The sequence below is a fragment of the Pseudomonas sp. Root569 genome, from assembly GCF_001427465.1.
In the GTDB taxonomy this organism is placed as follows: domain Bacteria; phylum Pseudomonadota; class Gammaproteobacteria; order Pseudomonadales; family Pseudomonadaceae; genus Aquipseudomonas; species Aquipseudomonas synxantha.
In genome coordinates, this window is the sequence record NZ_LMGQ01000002.1 from 1 (window position 1) to 16,503 (window position 16,503).

A 16,503-nucleotide genomic window follows, 5' to 3' on the forward strand; every position below is an offset into this window, starting at 1 on the left:
GGAACCATAGGTGGCCGTTACCGCAGCAATGGATATGTACACCGACAGGCCGCCATCGGGAGCAAGCCCCCTCCCACATTCGAACACCGTCAAATCCCGCATAGGTTGCGCAACAAACCGGTGTCCAAGTGCTGCTCTACCAAGTCCGCGAGCCGCTCGATATCACGCTCACGCAACCCGTGATAATCCACCTCCTGCACATCCTGCAACCCAGCCCAACGCAACAACGCACTGCACGCCGCCGGCGCCTCGAACAGCCCATGCAGATAGGTACCAAGAATCTGCCCATCAGCACTCAGTGCCCCATCGCTGCGCCCATCGTCCAGCAGCACGGCCGCGCTCAATAGGGCCTCACCCGACGTCACCCCCGCATGAATCTCATACCCACTGACCTCCGCATCCTCGAGCACCAAGCGCCCGCGTACATTACGCAGCTGCTTCTCCACCTCCAGCGTCGTAGTAAACGCCAGCAGCCCAAGACCAGCACTCGACCCGGCCACACCCTCCAGCCCAAGCGGGTCATGCACCTGCTCACCCAGCATCTGCAACCCACCGCAAATCCCCAGCACCTTGCCGCCATAGCGCAAATGCCGCGCCACGGCCGTATCCCAACCATTGGCACGCAAGAATGCCAAATCGCTGCGCACGCTTTTCGACCCCGGCAGAATGATCAAGTCAGCCGCAGGAATCGCCTGGCCCGGCCCGACAAACTGCAAATCCACCTGGGGGTGCAGGCGCAACGGGTCGAAATCCGTATGGTTGCTGATACGCGGCAACACCGGCACCACCACCTTGAGCACCTGGGCGGCCTTGTCGACCTGGCGCTGATCGATACCGTCTTCGGCCTCCAGATGCAGGTCCATCACATAGGGCAACACCCCCACCACCGGCTTGCCGGTGCGCGTCTGCAGCCAATCCAGCCCAGGCTGCAGCAGCGCGATATCACCGCGAAAACGGTTGATGATGAAACCCTTGACCCGCGCCTGCTCACTGGGCGAAAGCAGCTCCAGCGTGCCGACCAGATGGGCGAACACGCCGCCGCGATTGATGTCGGCGATCAACAGCACCGGGCAATCCACTGCTTCGGCAAAGCCCATGTTGGCAATGTCGTTGGCACGCAGGTTGATCTCGGCCGGGGAGCCCGCGCCCTCGACCATCACCACCGGGTAGGCTTGGCTCAAACGCGCGTGGGAAGCCAGCACCGCTTGCATCGCGATAGCCTTGTAGTCGTGATAGGCCACGGCATTCATGCTGGTCACGGCGCGGCCATGGATGATCACTTGGGAACCGGTATCGCTGTTGGGCTTGAGCAACACCGGGTTCATATCGGTGTGGGGCGCCAGGTTGGCGGCCTGGGCCTGGACCGCCTGGGCACGGCCGATTTCGCCGCCTTCGGCGGTGACGGCGCTGTTGAGCGCCATGTTCTGCGGCTTGAACGGCACCACCGCCACGCCCTGGCGCACCAGCCAGCGACACAGCGCAGTCACCAGGGTGCTCTTGCCGGCATCGGAGGTGGTGCCCTGCACCATCAAGGTACTCATGTGGCGTCCTTGTAGGCGGCCAGGGCCTGGTCGAGTCGCAGCCAATCGGCGTCGGTATCGGGCAGGCCGAAACGCACGCTGCTGTCATGCACAAACAGGCGCAGCAGGATGCCGCGCTGGGCCATGAACTCGTGCAGGCGCTCGGCGTGCGGCGTAATCAACCACTGGAACAACGCGCAACCGCCGTGGGGCTCAAAGCCCCGGCTTTCAAGCAGTTCGAACAAGCGCTGGCCGGCGTCGATGCAGCGCTTGCGCTGGCGGGTGTGCCCGGCGGTATCGCGCAGGCACACTTGGCCCAGCACCCGTGTCGGCCCGCTGACGGCCCAGGGCCCGACCTGTTCGGCGAGCAACTTGAGCAACTTGCGTTCGGCCAGCACAAAGCCCAGGCGCACACCGGCCAGGCCGAAGAACTTGCCGAATGAACGCAGCACGATCAAACCGACCTCATGGGTATGGCTGGCCAGGCTCAACTCTGGGGTAACGTCCATGAAGGCCTCGTCCACTATCAGCCAGCCACCGCGCTGGGCCAGCCGTGCATGCCAGTCCAGCAGGCGCTGCGGTGGCAGGCTCAGGCCGGTGGGATTGTTGGGGTTGACCACCACCAGCACGTCGAGGCCGTCAAGATAGAAATCGACCTCCTGCTCCTGCACTTCGCGCACCACGTAGCCGGCGCGACGCCAGGCTTCGGCGTGCTCGGCATAACAGGGCGAAAGCACGCCGACCTTGCCGGAACGCCGCAGGCGCGGCAGCAACTGGATCGCGGCCTGGGAGCCCGGCACCGGCAACAACTGGGCGGTACCGTAATAGTCGCTGGCGGCCTGCTCCAGGCCGTCGTCGCTTTCCGGCAGGCGCGCCCAGGCACGCAACGGGATCTCGGGGATCGGCCACGGCCAAGGCGCCAGGCCACTGGACAGGTCGAGCCAATCCGCCTCGGCAATCCCATACTCAATCGCGGCCTTTCGCAGCCGACCACCGTGTTCAAGCATAGATGTGTGCCCCTATGCACAGGACCAACAACCACAACCATACGCCGCGTTGCACCAGTTGCCAGCCGCGATCAATGGAATCGGCATCGGCCGGTAGACCTTCACCCAACGGCGGGCGCTGATGTACCTCGCCGTGATAAATCGCCGCACCGCCCAGCTCGACCCCCAGTGCACCGGCACCGGCGGCCATCACCGGCCCGGCGTTGGGGCTGTCCCAGGTCGGGCCCTGGACGCGCCAGCATTTGAGGGCCAAGCGGGTTTTGCCCAATAACGCGTAGGTCAAAGCCACCAGGCGCGCAGGAATATAGTTGAGCACATCGTCTATCTTGGCGGCCGCCCAGCCAAAGCGTTCGAAGCGTTCGTTGCGATAGCCCCACATGGCATCCAGGGTGTTGCTCAGGCGATAGAGCACCACCCCTGGCACACCGGCCACCACGAACCAGAACAGCGCGGCGAATATCGCGTCGCTGCCATTTTCCAGCACCGACTCAGTGGCGGCGCGGGCGACTTCAGTGCGGTCCAGTTCGCTGGTCTGGCGGCTGACCAGGTAGCTCACGCGTTTGCGCGCCTCGTCCAAGTCATCCCTGCGCAGAGCCTGGGCCACCGGGATCACATGCTCGCCCAGGCTGCGCATGCCAAGGGCGCAGTACAACGCCAGGATTTCCACGAGCCAGCCAATCAACGGCGCCCAGGACAAAGCCGTGGCCAGCAGGGTCAGCGGCACCACCGCGATAAACCACGCGGTCACGCCATGGCTGCGCCAGCCGCGTCCACCGGTATTGAAACGCTGCTCGATACGCCCGGCGAAATTGCCGAACGCCACCAGCGGATGCCAGCGCCTGGGCTCACCCAGCAGCGCATCCAGCGCCACCGCAGCGACACACAGCAAGGCCACACTCATTGACTCACTCCCCACTTGTTTTCATACAGCATGTCACTCAGCGGTCGCGGCTCGGTCCAGCCTTCAAGCTGCAACATCGGTGCCGGATAGAATTGCGCCACCGGTCCCAGGCATAACACCGCCAGGGGCTTGGCACCGGGCGGCAAGCCCAGCAGCTCGGCCAGGGCCTGGGGTTCGAACAGCGAGACCCAGCCCATGCCCAAGCCTTCCACGCGCGCCGCCAGCCATAGGTTCTGGATGGCACAGGATAACGACGCCATGTCCATTTCCGGCAAGGTACGGCGCCCGAAAATGTGGCGCTCGCGGTCGTCCATCAGGGCAGCCACCAACACTTCGGCACAGTCGCTGATACCTTCGACCTTGAGCTTCATGAACGCATCGGAGCGCTCGCCCAAGGCCTCGGCGGTGCGCACGCGCTCTTCTTCCACCAGTTGTTGAATCTGCCCACGCAAAGGTCGGTCGCTGATGCGGATAAAACGCCAAGGCTGCATCAGGCCGACGCTGGGCGCCTGGTGCGCGGCCTGGAGCAGGCGCTGCAGCAGTTCCGGGGCGACGCTGCCGCCGGTGAAGTGGCGCATGTCGCGGCGTTCGGCGATGGCGCGGTAGACAGCGTCGCGGTCGGCCTTGGGGAAGGCGTTGTCAGTCATGGCCTCATCGGGGGCAAGCCCCCTCCCACATTGGATTGGGTTTCAACTCGGTCAACTGTGGGAGCTGGCTTGCCTGCGATAGCGGTCTCAAGGTCTGGCGCAAACAACGCGGCGACCGCGCGCGGGTTGGACGGGAAATAAAAGTGCACGTAGGACGCGGTCATCCGCCCTTGGCGATACACCGCTTCGGCACCGCGCCCACCGTTGGGGCTCAGGCCGCGGGCAATCGGCGCCCATTCGGTGTTGGTCAGGGAATGGTGGTAGGTGTGGCCACGCAGGACACCTTCCGGCAGTTCGACGCTTTGCAGAGCCAGGGCTGCAAGTTTCTTTTGCATCACTGCATCGCCCTGCAGCAGGCCCACCAGTTCGGCACGAGAACCGTGCACATCGGTGAGCGAATCGAGCAGGTAGAGCATGCCACCACATTCAGCAAGCAGCGGTTTACCGGCGGCGTGATGCGCACGGATGGCCTCCAGCATCGGGATGTTGGCCGACAGGGCTTGGTGGTGCAATTCCGGATACCCGCCGGGCAGATACAGACTGTCAGCTTCCGGCAGTTGCCGATCATGGATCGGTGAGAAAAAGCTCAGCTCGGCGCCCATCGCCCGTAACAGGTCAAGGCTGGCGCCGTAGGTAAAGGCAAAGGCTTCGTCACGGGCTACGGCGATGCGCACGCCGGCGAGCAACGGCTCGGCCTCGATCACGGCGGGCGCGGCAAAGGTCACGGGCGGCGGCAAGGCCACTTCACAACTGCTGCCCAAGGCCTGGGCGGCGGCGTCCAGGCGCACATCGAGGTCATTTAATTCACTGGCTTGCACCAAGCCCAGGTGGCGGCTGGGCAGTTCGATGCCGGTCTCCCGGGACAACGCGCCGTACCAGCGCAAGCCCTCGGTGAGGCTGCCTTCAAGCAACTGGGCATGACGCAAAGTACCGACGCGGTTGGCCAGCACGCCAGCAAACGGCAGGTCGGGTTGATAACGTGCCAGGCCCAGGGCCAGGGCGCCAAAGGTCTGGGCCATGGCGGTGCCATCGATCACGCCCAGTACCGGCACGCCGAAATGCCGCGCCAGGTCGGCGCTGGAGGGCGTGCCGTCGAACAAACCCATCACGCCTTCGATCAGGATCAGGTCAGCCTCCCCTGCCGCTTCCCAGAGCAGACGGCGACTTTCCTGCTCGCCCACCATCCACATGTCCAGTTGATACACCGGCGCACCGCTGGCGCGCTCGTGGATCATCGGGTCGAGAAAGTCCGGCCCGCATTTGAACACGCGCACCTTGCGTCCCAGGTTGCAATGCAAACGTGCGAGCGCGGCGGTGACGGTGGTTTTGCCCTGGCCGGACGCCGGAGCGGCGATCAATACGGCCGGGCAATGACGGGGCTGATTCAAAGTTCGACGCCTTTCTGGGCCTTGATACCGGCCTGGAAGGCGTGCTTGAGCATGCCCATTTCGGTGACGGTGTCGGCCATTTCAATCAGTTCGGGCTTGGCGCCGCGGCCGGTGACCACCACATGCTGCATCGGCGGGCGGGCTTGCAGGTCGCTGAGTACCTGGTCCAGGTCCAGGTAACCGTGCTTGAGGGCGATGTTCAGCTCGTCCAGCACCACCAGGCCGATAGAGGCGTCTTGCAACATTGCACGGGACACGGCCCAGGCCGCCTCGGCGGCAGCGATGTCGCGCTGGCGGTCCTGGGTTTCCCAAGTAAAACCTTCGCCCATCACATGGAAGCGCACCTGCTCGGGAAAGCGTCGGAAGAACAGCTCTTCGCCGGTGCTGTTGCGGCCCTTGATGAACTGCACCACACCGCACTGCATGCCATGGCCCATGGCGCGGGCCAGCATGCCGAAGGCCGAGCTGCTCTTGCCTTTGCCATTGCCGGTCAATACCAGCAACAGGCCGCACTCATTCGGCGAATTGGCGATGCGCTCGTCGATCACGGCTTTCTTGCGCAGCATGCGCGCCAAGTGGCGTTCGTCGCGGTCGGGGGAATCGGTCATGGCAGCTCTCCGTTGGGGCTGGACAAAAAACGGCGGGCAGGAAAAAGACAAAACAGACAGCCAAGCATCGCCCACCGTGATGCTGTTGAATGTTCAAGGCCGGTCTCCGGACTCATGAGTGGCGCGTCTTATCGAAGCAGCCGAGGGCGCGCCTTCCCATATCGCAGGCGATACAGTGGCAAACAGCACCGTCTTGACTCATTTACCGTTGCGGGGGCAGCGCCGGAATCGTGGCAGCACTGTGTATAAATGCGCTCACTCACCGGCTTCCCTGTTTCACTCTGCCGACGCGCACGCCACAGAGCACCTGGAACAAGCCGCGAAGGTTAGTGGGTTGGGGGTGGAGCGTCAATTAAAGCTGGGCCTGTACTTGAACCATCCGTACACCCTGCTTCTCTACCCTTACAGGTATCAAGGAGAAAACCATGCATAAAACCCGAGTCGCCTTACTGATCATGCTCGCCGGTGGCCTCGTCGCCTGCGGTGAAAGCTCTACCTTGCAGGTCTCCGACGGCACCGGGCCCGCGCCCAAGCTGCCGGAACCGAACAAGACCCTGATCCCCACCGTCAATATCGCCCCGGCCATTGGCTGGCCGGAGGGCGCCAAGCCAACCGCCGCTGCCGGCACTCAGGTTGCCGCCTTCGCCGAGGGCCTGGATCACCCGCGCTGGCTCTACGTGCTGCCCAACGGCGACGTGCTGGTGGCCGAGACCAATGCACCACCCAAGCCGGACGATTCCAAAGGCGTGCGTGGCTGGGTAATGGAAAAAGTCATGGGCCGTGCCGGTGCCGGCGTGCCGAGCCCGAACCGCATTACGTTGCTGCGTGATGCCGATCACGATGGCGTGGCCGAAACCCGCACAGTGTTTCTGGAGAATCTCAATTCGCCCTTTGGCATGACGCTGGTCGGCAACGACCTGTATGTGGCGGACTCGGATAAGTTGCTGCGCTTCCCCTATCAGCCGGGTGAAACCGCGATCAAAGCCCAGGGCACTACGGTCGTGGACTTACCGGGCGGGCCTTTGAACCACCACTGGACTAAAAACGTGGTGGCCAGCAAGGATGGCAGCAAGCTGTATGTGAGCGTCGGTTCCAACAGCAACGTCGCCGAAAACGGCCTGGAGGCAGAGCAGGGCCGCGCCGCAATCTGGGAAGTCGACCGCGCCACCGGCAAGCAGCGCATTTTCGCCTCCGGGCTGCGCAACCCTAACGGCATGGCCTGGGAACCGCAGAGTGGCAAGCTGTGGACGGCAGTCAATGAACGCGATGAAATCGGCAGTGACCTGGTGCCCGACTACATCACCTCGGTCAAGGATGGCGGGTTTTATGGCTGGCCCTTCAGCTATTACGGCCAGCATGTGGATGTGCGTGTCACACCGCAAAACCCTGATCTGGTCGCCAAGGCTATCGCGCCGGACTATGCGGTAGGCCCTCATACTGCGTCGCTGGGGCTGACATTCGCCGAGGGCAACAGACTGCCCGCGCAGTTCAGCAACGGTGCGTTTATCGGCCAGCATGGTTCATGGAATCGCAAGCCGCACAGTGGCTACAAGGTGATTTTCGTGCCGTTTGAAGGGGGCCAGCCAAAAGGACAGCCGGTGGATGTGCTGACGGGGTTTCTCAACAGCGATGAGAAAGCCATGGGCCGGCCGGTGGGTGTGGTGATCGACCAGCAAGGGGATTTGCTGGTGGCTGATGATGTGGGGAATAAGGTTTGGCGGGTTTCGGCAGCCAAATAACCCCTCTTAAAAACACCACAAAAACAATGTGGGAGGGGCGGTGCGACGATTCGACTTGCTCCCGATAGCGGCCTGTCAGCTGAGTATGTGCTGACTGTTACACCGCTATCGGGAGCAAGCCCCCTCCCACATTTGGATCTATGTACGACTTAAGGGTTGCGTGCCAGATTCCCGGGCAGCACTCGCTTTGCGCTCAGGTAGGCATTTTGCCAATACGCTTTGGATAGCGTATCCAGCTTCACCGTACCGCCGGTTTGCGGCGCATGCACAAAGCGCCCTTCGCCGACATAAATCCCCGCATGGCTGACCCGTGAACCACCACCGGTGGCAAAGAACAGCAGGTCACCGGTTTGCAGGTTCTGCTCGCTGACGTCCTGGGCACGCATCACAATCAGCTCGCGGGTAGTGCGCGGCAGGGAGATCCCGGCGGCATCGCGGAATACAAAGCCAATCAGGCCGCTGCAATCAAAGCCCGAGTCCGGCGTGTTGCCGCCCCAACGATAAGGCGTGCCGACCAGGCCCAGGGCGCGGAAGAGCACGTCTTCGGCAGCGGGCGAGAAATTCTGGGTAGCGTAGTTGAACACCGGCTTTGGCTTGACCGCTACAGGCGCGGGCGGCGGTGGGCGGCTCGCGCAGGCGCTGAGCAGGGCGGCGCAAACAATAAGAATCAGGCGGGCCGAGGTCGACATGTGCAGAACAATCCTGGACTGGATGCGGCTTTCGCTGCCGAACGTTGAAAACCAGAACGCGCAAGCAAAGCTCGCGCGAACGGATGACAACAATGTTCAGGGATTCTAGCGCTTACACGTCAAACTTCAAGTATCACTTTAACTTTACTTACTAGCGGTAACCGTAGTCGGGGCCATGGCGAGTGCGCGCTTGGCTTCGATGAAGGTTTTGCTCCAGTAGCTGTCACCCAGGTTATCGACCCGGACACCACCACTGCGGCGGCTGCTGGAGTGAATAAACTGGTTATCGCCCAAGTAGATACCGGCGTGGCTGACACGCCCACGACCACTGGTACTAAAGAAAAGCAGATCGCCCGGCTTGAGGTTGTTGCGTGCGACCAACGGTGCATCCACGTTGATCATTTCGCGCGTCGAGCGAGGCAGATTCATGCCGGCTTCTTCACGGAACAGGTAGCCGATGAAGCCGCTGCAGTCGAAACCAGCTTCAGAGGTACCGCCAAAGCGGTAACGTGTACCGATCAGGGACTTGCCGCGTTCAAGAATGCTGTCGGCCAGCAAAGGCAGCTGATAAGGCTTGCTGCCAGAGAAATCGGCCAGTTCCTTCTCAGTAGCCAGCTCTTCCTCATAAACAGTGGAAGACTGTGCGGCGACGAATTTTTGTTGAGTCTGTGGTTGTGGCTTCTGCTGCTCTACCACCTGCTGAGGGTGGGAGGCGCAACCAAACAACAGGGTAACGAGTGCGAGAGGCACGAGGGGTGCGAAGCGATTTAGCATGGGCACGACCGTGGCTGATGTGTAAAGAAGCCGAGACTATGCCCTCTATCACATCGATTTGCAAATTCAATCGCGATCTATGTGACTTCTGGTTTCGACTATCACATCTAAGCCGTAATTCCATTTATCGCTGCTACTGCGTGGCCTGCTTGGCTCAAGCGCAGGTTTTCTGACGCCTGAAAAGTGCCGAACCACGGCAAATCAATCACTTACCAACCCAAGGTTTCTTTCAGGAAAGGGATCGTCAATTTCCTTTGCGCCTGCAAAGAAGCCTGGTCGAGCTGTTCGAGCAAATCGAACAACGCGCTCATGCTGCGGGTGCCACGGGTGAGGATAAAGTGCCCGACCTCGTCGGTCAGGTGCAGGCCGCGACGGGACGCACGCAGTTGCAGGGCACGTAACTTGTCCTCATCGGACAACGGGCGCATTTGGAAGATCAGCGCCAGGGTCAGGCGAGACTTGAGGTCAGCCAGCTTCACCGGCAGCTCACGCGGTGAAGTCGATGCGGCGATCAGCAGGCGCCGGCCGCTGTCGCGCAGGCGGTTGAAGAGATGAAACAGCGCTTCTTCCCATTCCGCTTTGCCGGCCACTGCCTGCAAGTCGTCGAGACACACCAGCTCGTACTGCTCAAGATTGTCGAAGATGCCGATGCCGCGATCCATCAACTCAGCCAGGGGCAGGTACACCGCCGGCTCCCCCATCTGCTCGAAACGCAGGCAAGCGGCCTGCAACAGGTGGGTACGCCCCACGCCATGCTTGCCCCACAGGTAGATCAGGCTTTCAGTCCACCCGGCGTCGGCTTCGCAGAGCCGCTCGACATAGCCGAGTGCAGCGGCATTGGCGCCTGGGTAGTAGTTGATAAAGGTAGCGTCATCACGCAGACGCACACCTAGGGGCAGCTGAATCGGTTTCATGCTGACTGAACGGCTCCCATCGAACCGTTAGTGGCCTCTATGTAAAGTTTGCAAAGTTTATACCCGTGACGCCGGGCGCACAATGCAGCAGACCACAAGCAAAATCAAAGGTTTGCGTTAACCTGGCGAATTTACGCGGATTGTTTGACGCACCCGCCGCCATAAACGACAAACCCGGCCTGAGCCGGGTTTGTGACATCACGATTACAAATCAGGCTCATCAATGCCCGTGTACACGTCCGAATCCTTATACAAGTCGTGTACGTGCCGTACCAGCACCATGATCACCGCCGCCACCGGCAGCGCGAGCAGGATGCCGGTAAAGCCGAACAACTCGCCACCGGCCAGGATCGCAAAGATCACCGCTACCGGGTGCAGGCCAATCCGATCACCCACCAGCAGCGGCGTCAGCACCATGCCTTCCAAGGCTTGGCCAACCATGAATACCGCGACAATCCCCAGCATCGGGTAAAGGTCGCCGCCAAACTGGAACAAGCCCGCCACCAGCGCCGCACCGATGCCAATCACAAAGCCCATGTACGGCACGATAGCCGCCAGGCCCGCGATCAGGCCGATCAACAGCCCCAGCTCCAGGCCGATCGCCATCAGACCGGCAGCGTAGATAACCCCCAAGGCCAGCATCACCAGCAATTGGCCGCGGACAAATGCACCGAGCACCTCATGGCATTCTCCCGCCAGCGAGACGATGCGTTCTTCACGGTCACGGGGCAGCAGGCTACGGATCTTGGCCATCATGATGTCCCAGTCACGCAGCAGGTAGAACGCCACCACCGGGATCAGCACCAGGTTGGTCAACCAACCGATCAGCGCCAGGCTTGAAGCGGTCGCCTGGCTGAGCACCACGCTGACGATGTCGGTGGTCTTGTCCATATGTTCGCTGATGGCCGCCTTGACCTTGTCGAACTTCCAGAAACCATCCGCCAGCCCAAACTTGGACTGCGCCCACGGCATTGCCGTGTGCTGCAACCAGTCGAGCATCTGCGGCGCCAGTTCATAGAGGCGAAACAGCTGCTTGGCCAACATCGGCACCAGTATCAGCACCAGCGCCGTGATAATCAGCGTGAACAGCGCAAACACCGTGACCACACCCCAGGTGCGCGACATACCGGCTTTTTCCAGGCGATCCACCACGGGATCGAACAGATACGCGAGCAGCAGCGCCACCAGAAACGGCGTCAGGATCGAATGCAGCAAGAACACAAAACCGCACAGCAGGACAATCCCGCCAAGCCACACCCAACGACGCGTATCCGCCATAAACCACTCCATCTGTTATCTATCTACGCCCTCCTTCTATATAGAAGGAGGAACATCATTTACCAACGAAAACGCAGTTGCGCCTGGGGCTCAGGTGTAGCCGCCGGTTGCGTGCCATCCACCACCGGTTGTTGAACCGGGGCTTCACCTGCGGGAATTTCCTGCAACTTGGCAAGGCTCAATTGAGTACGCAGCTGCTCGGCGCTGCCATTGACGCGATACACGATGCGATTGCCGTCCACTAATTGCGGTTGACCACCAAAGGGTTCCAGCAAGCGGCCCAGTGCGGCGTAGCGCTCCAGGTTCATGCCTTGCACCTCAAGCAGCTGCTCGCTGCTCACCCCCGGCTTGACCGCAAAGCGCGGCGCCAGCGTTTGGCTGACCGCCAGCAATACAGCATCGGCCAGTGCGGCAGTGTCAGCGCCCTGGGCAGTGCCCTGCTCGGCCTTGTCGCCCAGCCACAGGCGCCATTTGGCTTGCCACTGATTGCCTTCCTGGCGCGCGTGCACAGCGAGCAAAGCATCGGCGCCGTAGCGCTCGGAGGCTGCGCGCAAGGGTGTGGCGTCGGCACTTTCCAGGTTTGGCGCAGTGGCAACCACCTGCTCATCCAGATCGCCCAGTGGCAGACGCAGCGGCAAGCCACGGTGTTGCGCGGCCCGGCGCAGCGCCTGGGCAACCGTCTGGCCATCGCCGACCAGGCTGCTGCCTTCGGTGGAATCGTTCAGCCACCAACCGAGGATCGACGGCCGATTGCTGCCCCAGATCGACAGACCCGCGTCACGCAAGGCGCGATCAGTGCTGACCGGGTCGAAGTCCACTTGCAGGCTTTCCGGTGGGCCTGCGTCGTAGCCGTACTGACTGATGATTTGTTGCGGGTCCTTGCGGATCGCCGCCAGCCCAGGGCCGTCAGCGGCCTTGGCGTCGCCGGTCAGGCGGATCACCAGGGTCTGCACGGCACGCTGGGTGGCCTGGTCGCGCTCTTGGGGCGACTGGCTGCTGACGGGCTCGAGTACTTGATAGAGGCCATTGAGGGTTTCGGCATGGCTCGCCAGGCTGACCAACGACAAGCAGCCTACAAAGAAGAATTTACACAGACGCATGGAAGATTCCCGAACGACAAATTAGCGGCTGGAACAGACCGTGTGAAACCGGTTTAGCCAGGCTGTGACCACGCCAGCCAGCAAAACATTCACAGGGGCCTCGATAAGTTTTGGTGCTGTCATAACGATTGCGGATCCAAGGCTATACCTTAACAGCCACCCAGGCAGAGCCGATCAGGATTTTTTCAGCGGTTTTCTACCTATATGGCCCTGCCCGTCGGCCCGAGGATGGCCGCTGCCCCTCAAGCCTGATAAAATCGCGCGCCTTCGCAGACCGTCAACGGCTGGGCCTTTTACCAAAAGCGCCTGCCCGCTCGGTCGTTACCCAGAAATCCCCCCTAAAGGCCTGGATCATGAGCAAGCAACCCTCCCTGAGCTACAAGGACGCCGGTGTAGACATCGACGCCGGTGAAGCATTGGTCGAACGCATCAAGAGCGTCGCCAAGCGCACTGCGCGCCCCGAAGTCATGGGCGGCCTGGGCGGTTTTGGCGCCCTCTGCGAAATCCCGGCCGGCTACAAGCAGCCTGTACTGGTGTCCGGCACCGACGGCGTGGGCACCAAGTTGCGCCTGGCGCTGAACCTGAACAAGCACGACAGCATCGGCATCGACCTGGTTGCAATGTGCGTCAACGACCTGGTGGTGTGCGGCGCCGAGCCGTTGTTCTTCCTCGACTACTACGCCACCGGCAAGCTCAATGTCGAGACCGCGACCCAGGTCGTGACCGGCATCGGCGCCGGCTGCGAACTGTCGGGTTGCTCCCTGGTCGGCGGCGAAACCGCTGAAATGCCAGGCATGTACGAAGGCGAAGACTACGACCTGGCCGGCTTCTGCGTCGGCGTCGTGGAAAAGGCCGAGATCATCGACGGCTCCAAGGTGGCGGCCGGCGACGCCCTGCTCGCCCTGCCATCGTCCGGCCCGCACTCCAACGGCTACTCGCTGATCCGCAAGATCATCGAAGTGTCTGGCGCCGACATCGAGAACATCCAGCTCGACGGCAAGCCACTGACCGACCTGCTGATGGCCCCGACCCGCATCTACGTCAAGCCGCTGCTCAAGCTGATCAAGGACACTGGCGCAGTCAAGGCCATGGCCCACATCACCGGCGGCGGCCTGCTGGACAACATCCCGCGCGTATTGCCAAAAGGCGCCCAGGCGATTGTCGACGTGGCCAGCTGGCAGCGCCCGGCGGTCTTCGATTGGCTGCAGGAAAAAGGCAACGTCAACGAAACCGAGATGCACCGCGTGCTGAACTGCGGCGTGGGCATGGTCATCTGCGTGGCGCAAGAGCACGTTGAAACCGCGCTGAACGTGTTGCGTGAAGCCGGCGAGCAACCTTGGGTCATCGGCCAGATCGCCACTGCTCCAGAAGGCGCAGCCCAGGTTGAACTGAAGAACCTCAAGGCTCACTGATGCCTTCGACCTGTGATGTCGTGGTGCTGCTGTCCGGCACCGGCAGTAACTTGCAGGCCCTGATCGACAGCACGCGTACCGGCGACAGCCCGGTGCGCATCGCTGCGGTGATTTCCAACCGCAGCGACGCCTACGGCCTGCAACGCGCCAGGGACGCGGGTATCGATACCCGCTCCCTGGATCACAAGGCGTTCGATGGTCGCGAAGCCTTCGACCGCGCCTTGATCGAACTGATTGACGCCTTTGAGCCAAAACTGGTGGTGCTGGCCGGCTTCATGCGCATCCTCAGCGCTGATTTCGTGCGGCATTACGAAGGACGCCTGCTCAATATCCACCCTTCCCTGCTGCCCAAGTACAAAGGCATGCACACCCATCAGCGCGCCCTTGACGCCGGTGACAGCGAGCATGGTTGCAGCGTGCACTTTGTCACCGAGGAACTCGATGGCGGGCCTCTGGTCGTACAGGCAGTGGTTCCGGTAGAGTCAGGCGACTCAGCGCAGACCCTGGCGCAACGGGTTCATACCCAGGAACACAGGATTTACCCGCTGGCTGTTCGCTGGTTTGCCGAGGGGCGGTTGATTCTCGGTGACCAAGGTGCATTATTGGACGGTCAGTTACTCGCGGCCAGCGGCCACTTGATTCGAACCTAGGAGATTTTATGCGTCGCGCCCTGCTCTTCGCTTTTGCGCTGTTCGCTTTGCCTGCCGTACAAGCGGCAGACCTTCACCCGTTCTCCGTCAGCTACACCGCCGACTGGAAACAGCTGCCCATGAGTGGTTCGGCTGAACGCAGTCTGGTCAAGAATGGCGACGGCACCTGGACCTTGAACTTCAAGGCCTCGATGATGATTGCCAGCCTGACCGAAACCAGCGTGATCCTGTTCGACAAGGACACTCTGCAGCCCAAGAGCTACAGCTTCGAGCGTGGCGGGCTGGGTAAGGCGAAGAAGGTCAACCTGGATTTCGACCAGAGCGCCAAGAAAGTCACCGGCTTTGAAAACAAAGACCCGGTCAATGTCACCCTCGAAAGTGGCATGCTCGACAAGTCCACCTACCAGCTCGCCCTGCAGCGCGACGTGGCCGCCGGCAAGAAAAGCATGAGCTACCGTGTGGTTGAAGGCACTGATACCGACACCTACGACTTCCGCGTGATTGGCCCGGAAAAAGTCCAGACCAAGGTAGGCTCGATCGATGCGATCAAGGTCGAGCGCGTGCGTGACCCGTCGCAGAGCAAGCGCATTACCCAGATGTGGTTTGCCAAAGACCAGGGCGGCATCCTGGTAGCCCTGCGTCAGGTTGAGACCGATGGCAAGGAATACAACATCATGCTGCAGGATGGCACTGTTGATGGCCAGGCCGTCAAGGGCAGCTGATTGCTGATGTGCTGGAAAAGAGCCTCGCTGAATGCGGGGCTTTTTTTTGCCTGGAAATTTTGCTGTGAAGCTTCTGACGCTATCGGGGGCAAGCCCCCTCCCATATTTGAGGCTCACTGGCAGGCTCGAACATGAAACTTTTGTCATAAAACTCATGAGCCTGCGACCGAATGTCACGGTTTACGCGGCCTGCAGGATTGTTGCGTTTCCTGCAAAGAATTGTTGCGCGCAAAAGTCGTTTACTTAGCAAGCTAACAAAATATATAACAAAGGCCTGCGACGACTTGCCGCAGATCAACCAGAGATTGGAGCAAGCAGATGACTGTAAAAGTAACTGAACGCGACGATGCACATATGTCCCACGAAGCACTGGGCCATGGGATTCACATCTGGGATGTACACCAACAAGATTTGCTGGTCGGCATGTTTCACAACGAGAGCGACGCTCATAATTATAAAAACGAGCTTGAAACTCTTGAACTGCAACGCCAGGCACAAAGCTCCTGAAACCCTGACATCCGACAGCCACCCCAGCCCCACGCAGCTGGAGTGCCTGCAAACAAAAACCCCGCCTTTTCGAGCGGGGTTTTTCATATCTAAAGGTTTACCACATCAGATCATCCGGGATCTGGTAGGCGGCGTACGGATCATCCTCATCCGGCACCTGGCTTTCAGTCAGGATATTGAGCTGCACGATACGCTCAGGCGCGCGCTCCTGGATCTTCAACGCCGCCTCCCGTGGGATCACCTCGTAGCCGCCACCGTGGTGCACGATAGCCAGGGAGCCGTTGCTCAGCTTGTTGCGCATCAACGTGTTGACCGACAGGCGCTTGACCTTCTTGTCATCCACGAAGTTGTAGTAGTCCTCAGTGGTCAGCTTGGGCAGGCGCGAGGTCTCGATCAGTTGCTTGACCTGCGCAGTACGGGCCTTGGCCTCAGCTTTTTCCTGTTGCTGACGGTTCAGCTCCTGGTCCCGCTTGACCTTCTCGGCGTGGGCCTCGGCGGCCAGGCGTGCCTGGGTGTCGTCGACTTCGGCCTGGCCCTTGTGGACCAGGCGCTGCTGCTTCTGTTTCTCTTTGCCGACCTGCTTGGCCTGCTTTTGATTGACCAGACCTGCTTTGAGCAACTGGTCGCGAAGGGAAAGGCTCATGGTG

At 61.2% G+C, this 16,503-nt stretch carries 17 protein-coding genes and 1 riboswitch; of the genes, 5 read left to right on the forward strand and 12 right to left on the reverse strand.

Annotated elements, in window-relative coordinates; all coding sequences use genetic code 11:
- Window positions 1-89: 89 nt before the first annotated feature.
- From ASD70_RS02795 to cobO, 6 genes are read right to left on the reverse strand one after another with little or no spacing between them, the layout of a single operon-like run.
- Window positions 90-1,541 carry a cobyric acid synthase gene (locus ASD70_RS02795; RefSeq protein ID WP_046071753.1) on the reverse strand — a complete coding sequence of 484 codons (1,452 nt, stop codon included), beginning with the start codon at window positions 1,539-1,541 and terminating at the stop codon, window positions 90-92.
- Complete coding sequence (gene cobD / locus ASD70_RS02800; protein ID WP_046071752.1) at window positions 1,538-2,527, reverse strand: threonine-phosphate decarboxylase CobD; 990 nt, start codon at window positions 2,525-2,527, stop codon at window positions 1,538-1,540. Before cobD ends, ASD70_RS02795 begins: the two co-directional genes overlap by 4 nt.
- Window positions 2,520-3,428: an adenosylcobinamide-phosphate synthase CbiB gene (cbiB, locus tag ASD70_RS02805; protein WP_056845595.1), complete on the reverse strand. Its 909-nt coding sequence runs from the start codon at window positions 3,426-3,428 to the stop codon at window positions 2,520-2,522. The genes cobD and cbiB overlap by 8 nt, the downstream gene beginning before the upstream one ends.
- Window positions 3,425-4,075, reverse strand: a complete 651-nt coding sequence (bluB, locus tag ASD70_RS02810) for a 5,6-dimethylbenzimidazole synthase (RefSeq protein ID WP_056845596.1) — start codon at window positions 4,073-4,075, stop codon at window positions 3,425-3,427. Before bluB ends, cbiB begins: the two co-directional genes overlap by 4 nt.
- Window positions 4,072-5,463, reverse strand: coding sequence for a cobyrinate a,c-diamide synthase (locus tag ASD70_RS02815; RefSeq protein ID WP_056845597.1), 1,392 nt, complete (start codon window positions 5,461-5,463; stop codon window positions 4,072-4,074). Before ASD70_RS02815 ends, bluB begins: the two co-directional genes overlap by 4 nt.
- Window positions 5,460-6,071, reverse strand: coding sequence for a cob(I)yrinic acid a,c-diamide adenosyltransferase (gene cobO, locus ASD70_RS02820; RefSeq protein ID WP_043048925.1), 612 nt, complete (start codon window positions 6,069-6,071; stop codon window positions 5,460-5,462). The genes ASD70_RS02815 and cobO overlap by 4 nt, the downstream gene beginning before the upstream one ends.
- Window positions 6,072-6,151: 80 nt before the next feature.
- Window positions 6,152-6,397, reverse strand: a riboswitch (cobalamin riboswitch).
- A 99-nt stretch (window positions 6,398-6,496) separates the two neighbouring features.
- Here cobO and ASD70_RS02825 point away from each other — a divergent pair.
- Window positions 6,497-7,810 carry a PQQ-dependent sugar dehydrogenase gene (locus tag ASD70_RS02825; RefSeq protein ID WP_056845598.1) on the forward strand — a complete coding sequence of 438 codons (1,314 nt, stop codon included), beginning with the start codon at window positions 6,497-6,499 and terminating at the stop codon, window positions 7,808-7,810.
- A gap of 149 nt (window positions 7,811-7,959) precedes the next feature.
- Here ASD70_RS02825 and ASD70_RS02830 read toward each other — a convergent pair whose 3' ends face one another.
- From ASD70_RS02830 to ASD70_RS02850, 5 genes are all read right to left on the reverse strand, one after another.
- Entirely contained in the window at window positions 7,960-8,499 is a 540-nt protein-coding gene (locus ASD70_RS02830; RefSeq protein ID WP_034117134.1) for a C40 family peptidase, read from the reverse strand.
- Between the two features lie 144 nt (window positions 8,500-8,643).
- Window positions 8,644-9,273: a C40 family peptidase gene (locus tag ASD70_RS02835; protein WP_046071747.1), complete on the reverse strand. Its 630-nt coding sequence runs from the start codon at window positions 9,271-9,273 to the stop codon at window positions 8,644-8,646.
- A gap of 209 nt (window positions 9,274-9,482) precedes the next feature.
- Window positions 9,483-10,187 (reverse strand): DnaA regulatory inactivator Hda, encoded by a 705-nt coding sequence (gene hda / locus ASD70_RS02840; protein WP_003193052.1) that lies wholly within the window; start codon window positions 10,185-10,187, stop codon window positions 9,483-9,485.
- Window positions 10,188-10,391: 204 nt separating this feature from the next.
- Window positions 10,392-11,465, reverse strand: a complete 1,074-nt coding sequence (locus ASD70_RS02845; protein ID WP_043048930.1) for an AI-2E family transporter — start codon at window positions 11,463-11,465, stop codon at window positions 10,392-10,394.
- Between the two features lie 59 nt (window positions 11,466-11,524).
- Window positions 11,525-12,565, reverse strand: coding sequence for a DUF2066 domain-containing protein (locus ASD70_RS02850; RefSeq protein ID WP_056845599.1), 1,041 nt, complete (start codon window positions 12,563-12,565; stop codon window positions 11,525-11,527).
- Window positions 12,566-12,918: 353 nt separating this feature from the next.
- Here ASD70_RS02850 and purM point away from each other — a divergent pair, with 353 nt between their 5' ends.
- The 4 genes from purM to ASD70_RS02870 all read left to right on the forward strand — a co-directional run bounded on the left by purM (window position 12,919) and on the right by ASD70_RS02870 (window position 15,856).
- Entirely contained in the window at window positions 12,919-13,977 is a 1,059-nt protein-coding gene (purM, locus tag ASD70_RS02855; RefSeq protein WP_005790182.1) for a phosphoribosylformylglycinamidine cyclo-ligase, read from the forward strand.
- On the forward strand, window positions 13,977-14,627 hold the full coding sequence (gene purN / locus ASD70_RS02860; protein ID WP_056845600.1) for a phosphoribosylglycinamide formyltransferase: 651 nt from the start codon (window positions 13,977-13,979) through the stop codon (window positions 14,625-14,627). The genes purM and purN overlap by 1 nt, the downstream gene beginning before the upstream one ends.
- Window positions 14,628-14,635: 8 nt before the next feature.
- Window positions 14,636-15,349: a DUF3108 domain-containing protein gene (locus ASD70_RS02865; protein ID WP_046071744.1), complete on the forward strand. Its 714-nt coding sequence runs from the start codon at window positions 14,636-14,638 to the stop codon at window positions 15,347-15,349.
- A 318-nt stretch (window positions 15,350-15,667) separates the two neighbouring features.
- The gene (locus tag ASD70_RS02870) at window positions 15,668-15,856 is read left to right on the forward strand and encodes a hypothetical protein (protein ID WP_043048934.1); all 189 of its coding nucleotides are present in this window, start codon (window positions 15,668-15,670) and stop codon (window positions 15,854-15,856) included.
- 97 nt (window positions 15,857-15,953) lie between these two features.
- Here the strand turns inward: ASD70_RS02870 and ASD70_RS02875 are convergent, their stop codons facing one another.
- Complete coding sequence (locus tag ASD70_RS02875) at window positions 15,954-16,499, reverse strand: DUF2058 domain-containing protein (RefSeq protein ID WP_014719402.1); 546 nt, start codon at window positions 16,497-16,499, stop codon at window positions 15,954-15,956.
- Window positions 16,500-16,503: the final 4 nt, after the last annotated feature.

Bases quoted from the DNA above. Each gene is read 5' to 3' on its own strand.
- ASD70_RS02850 (WP_056845599.1), bottom strand. From the start codon at position 12,565: ATGCGTCTGTGTAAATTCTTCTTTGTAGGCTGCTTGTCGTTGGTCAGC.
- ASD70_RS02875 (WP_014719402.1), bottom strand. From the start codon at position 16,499: ATGAGCCTTTCCCTTCGCGACCAGTTGCTCAAAGCAGGTCTGGTCAAT.
- bluB (WP_056845596.1), bottom strand. From the start codon at position 4,075: ATGACTGACAACGCCTTCCCCAAGGCCGACCGCGACGCTGTCTACCGC.
- ASD70_RS02795 (WP_046071753.1), bottom strand. From the start codon at position 1,541: ATGAGTACCTTGATGGTGCAGGGCACCACCTCCGATGCCGGCAAGAGC.
- purM (WP_005790182.1), top strand. From the start codon at position 12,919: ATGAGCAAGCAACCCTCCCTGAGCTACAAGGACGCCGGTGTAGACATC.
- cobO (WP_043048925.1), bottom strand. From the start codon at position 6,071: ATGACCGATTCCCCCGACCGCGACGAACGCCACTTGGCGCGCATGCTG.
- ASD70_RS02835 (WP_046071747.1), bottom strand. From the start codon at position 9,273: ATGCTAAATCGCTTCGCACCCCTCGTGCCTCTCGCACTCGTTACCCTG.
- ASD70_RS02865 (WP_046071744.1), top strand. From the start codon at position 14,636: ATGCGTCGCGCCCTGCTCTTCGCTTTTGCGCTGTTCGCTTTGCCTGCC.
- ASD70_RS02845 (WP_043048930.1), bottom strand. From the start codon at position 11,465: ATGGCGGATACGCGTCGTTGGGTGTGGCTTGGCGGGATTGTCCTGCTG.
- hda (WP_003193052.1), bottom strand. From the start codon at position 10,187: ATGAAACCGATTCAGCTGCCCCTAGGTGTGCGTCTGCGTGATGACGCT.
- cobD (WP_046071752.1), bottom strand. From the start codon at position 2,527: ATGCTTGAACACGGTGGTCGGCTGCGAAAGGCCGCGATTGAGTATGGG.
- cbiB (WP_056845595.1), bottom strand. From the start codon at position 3,428: ATGAGTGTGGCCTTGCTGTGTGTCGCTGCGGTGGCGCTGGATGCGCTG.
- purN (WP_056845600.1), top strand. From the start codon at position 13,977: ATGCCTTCGACCTGTGATGTCGTGGTGCTGCTGTCCGGCACCGGCAGT.
- ASD70_RS02830 (WP_034117134.1), bottom strand. From the start codon at position 8,499: ATGTCGACCTCGGCCCGCCTGATTCTTATTGTTTGCGCCGCCCTGCTC.
- ASD70_RS02870 (WP_043048934.1), top strand. From the start codon at position 15,668: ATGACTGTAAAAGTAACTGAACGCGACGATGCACATATGTCCCACGAA.
- ASD70_RS02825 (WP_056845598.1), top strand. From the start codon at position 6,497: ATGCATAAAACCCGAGTCGCCTTACTGATCATGCTCGCCGGTGGCCTC.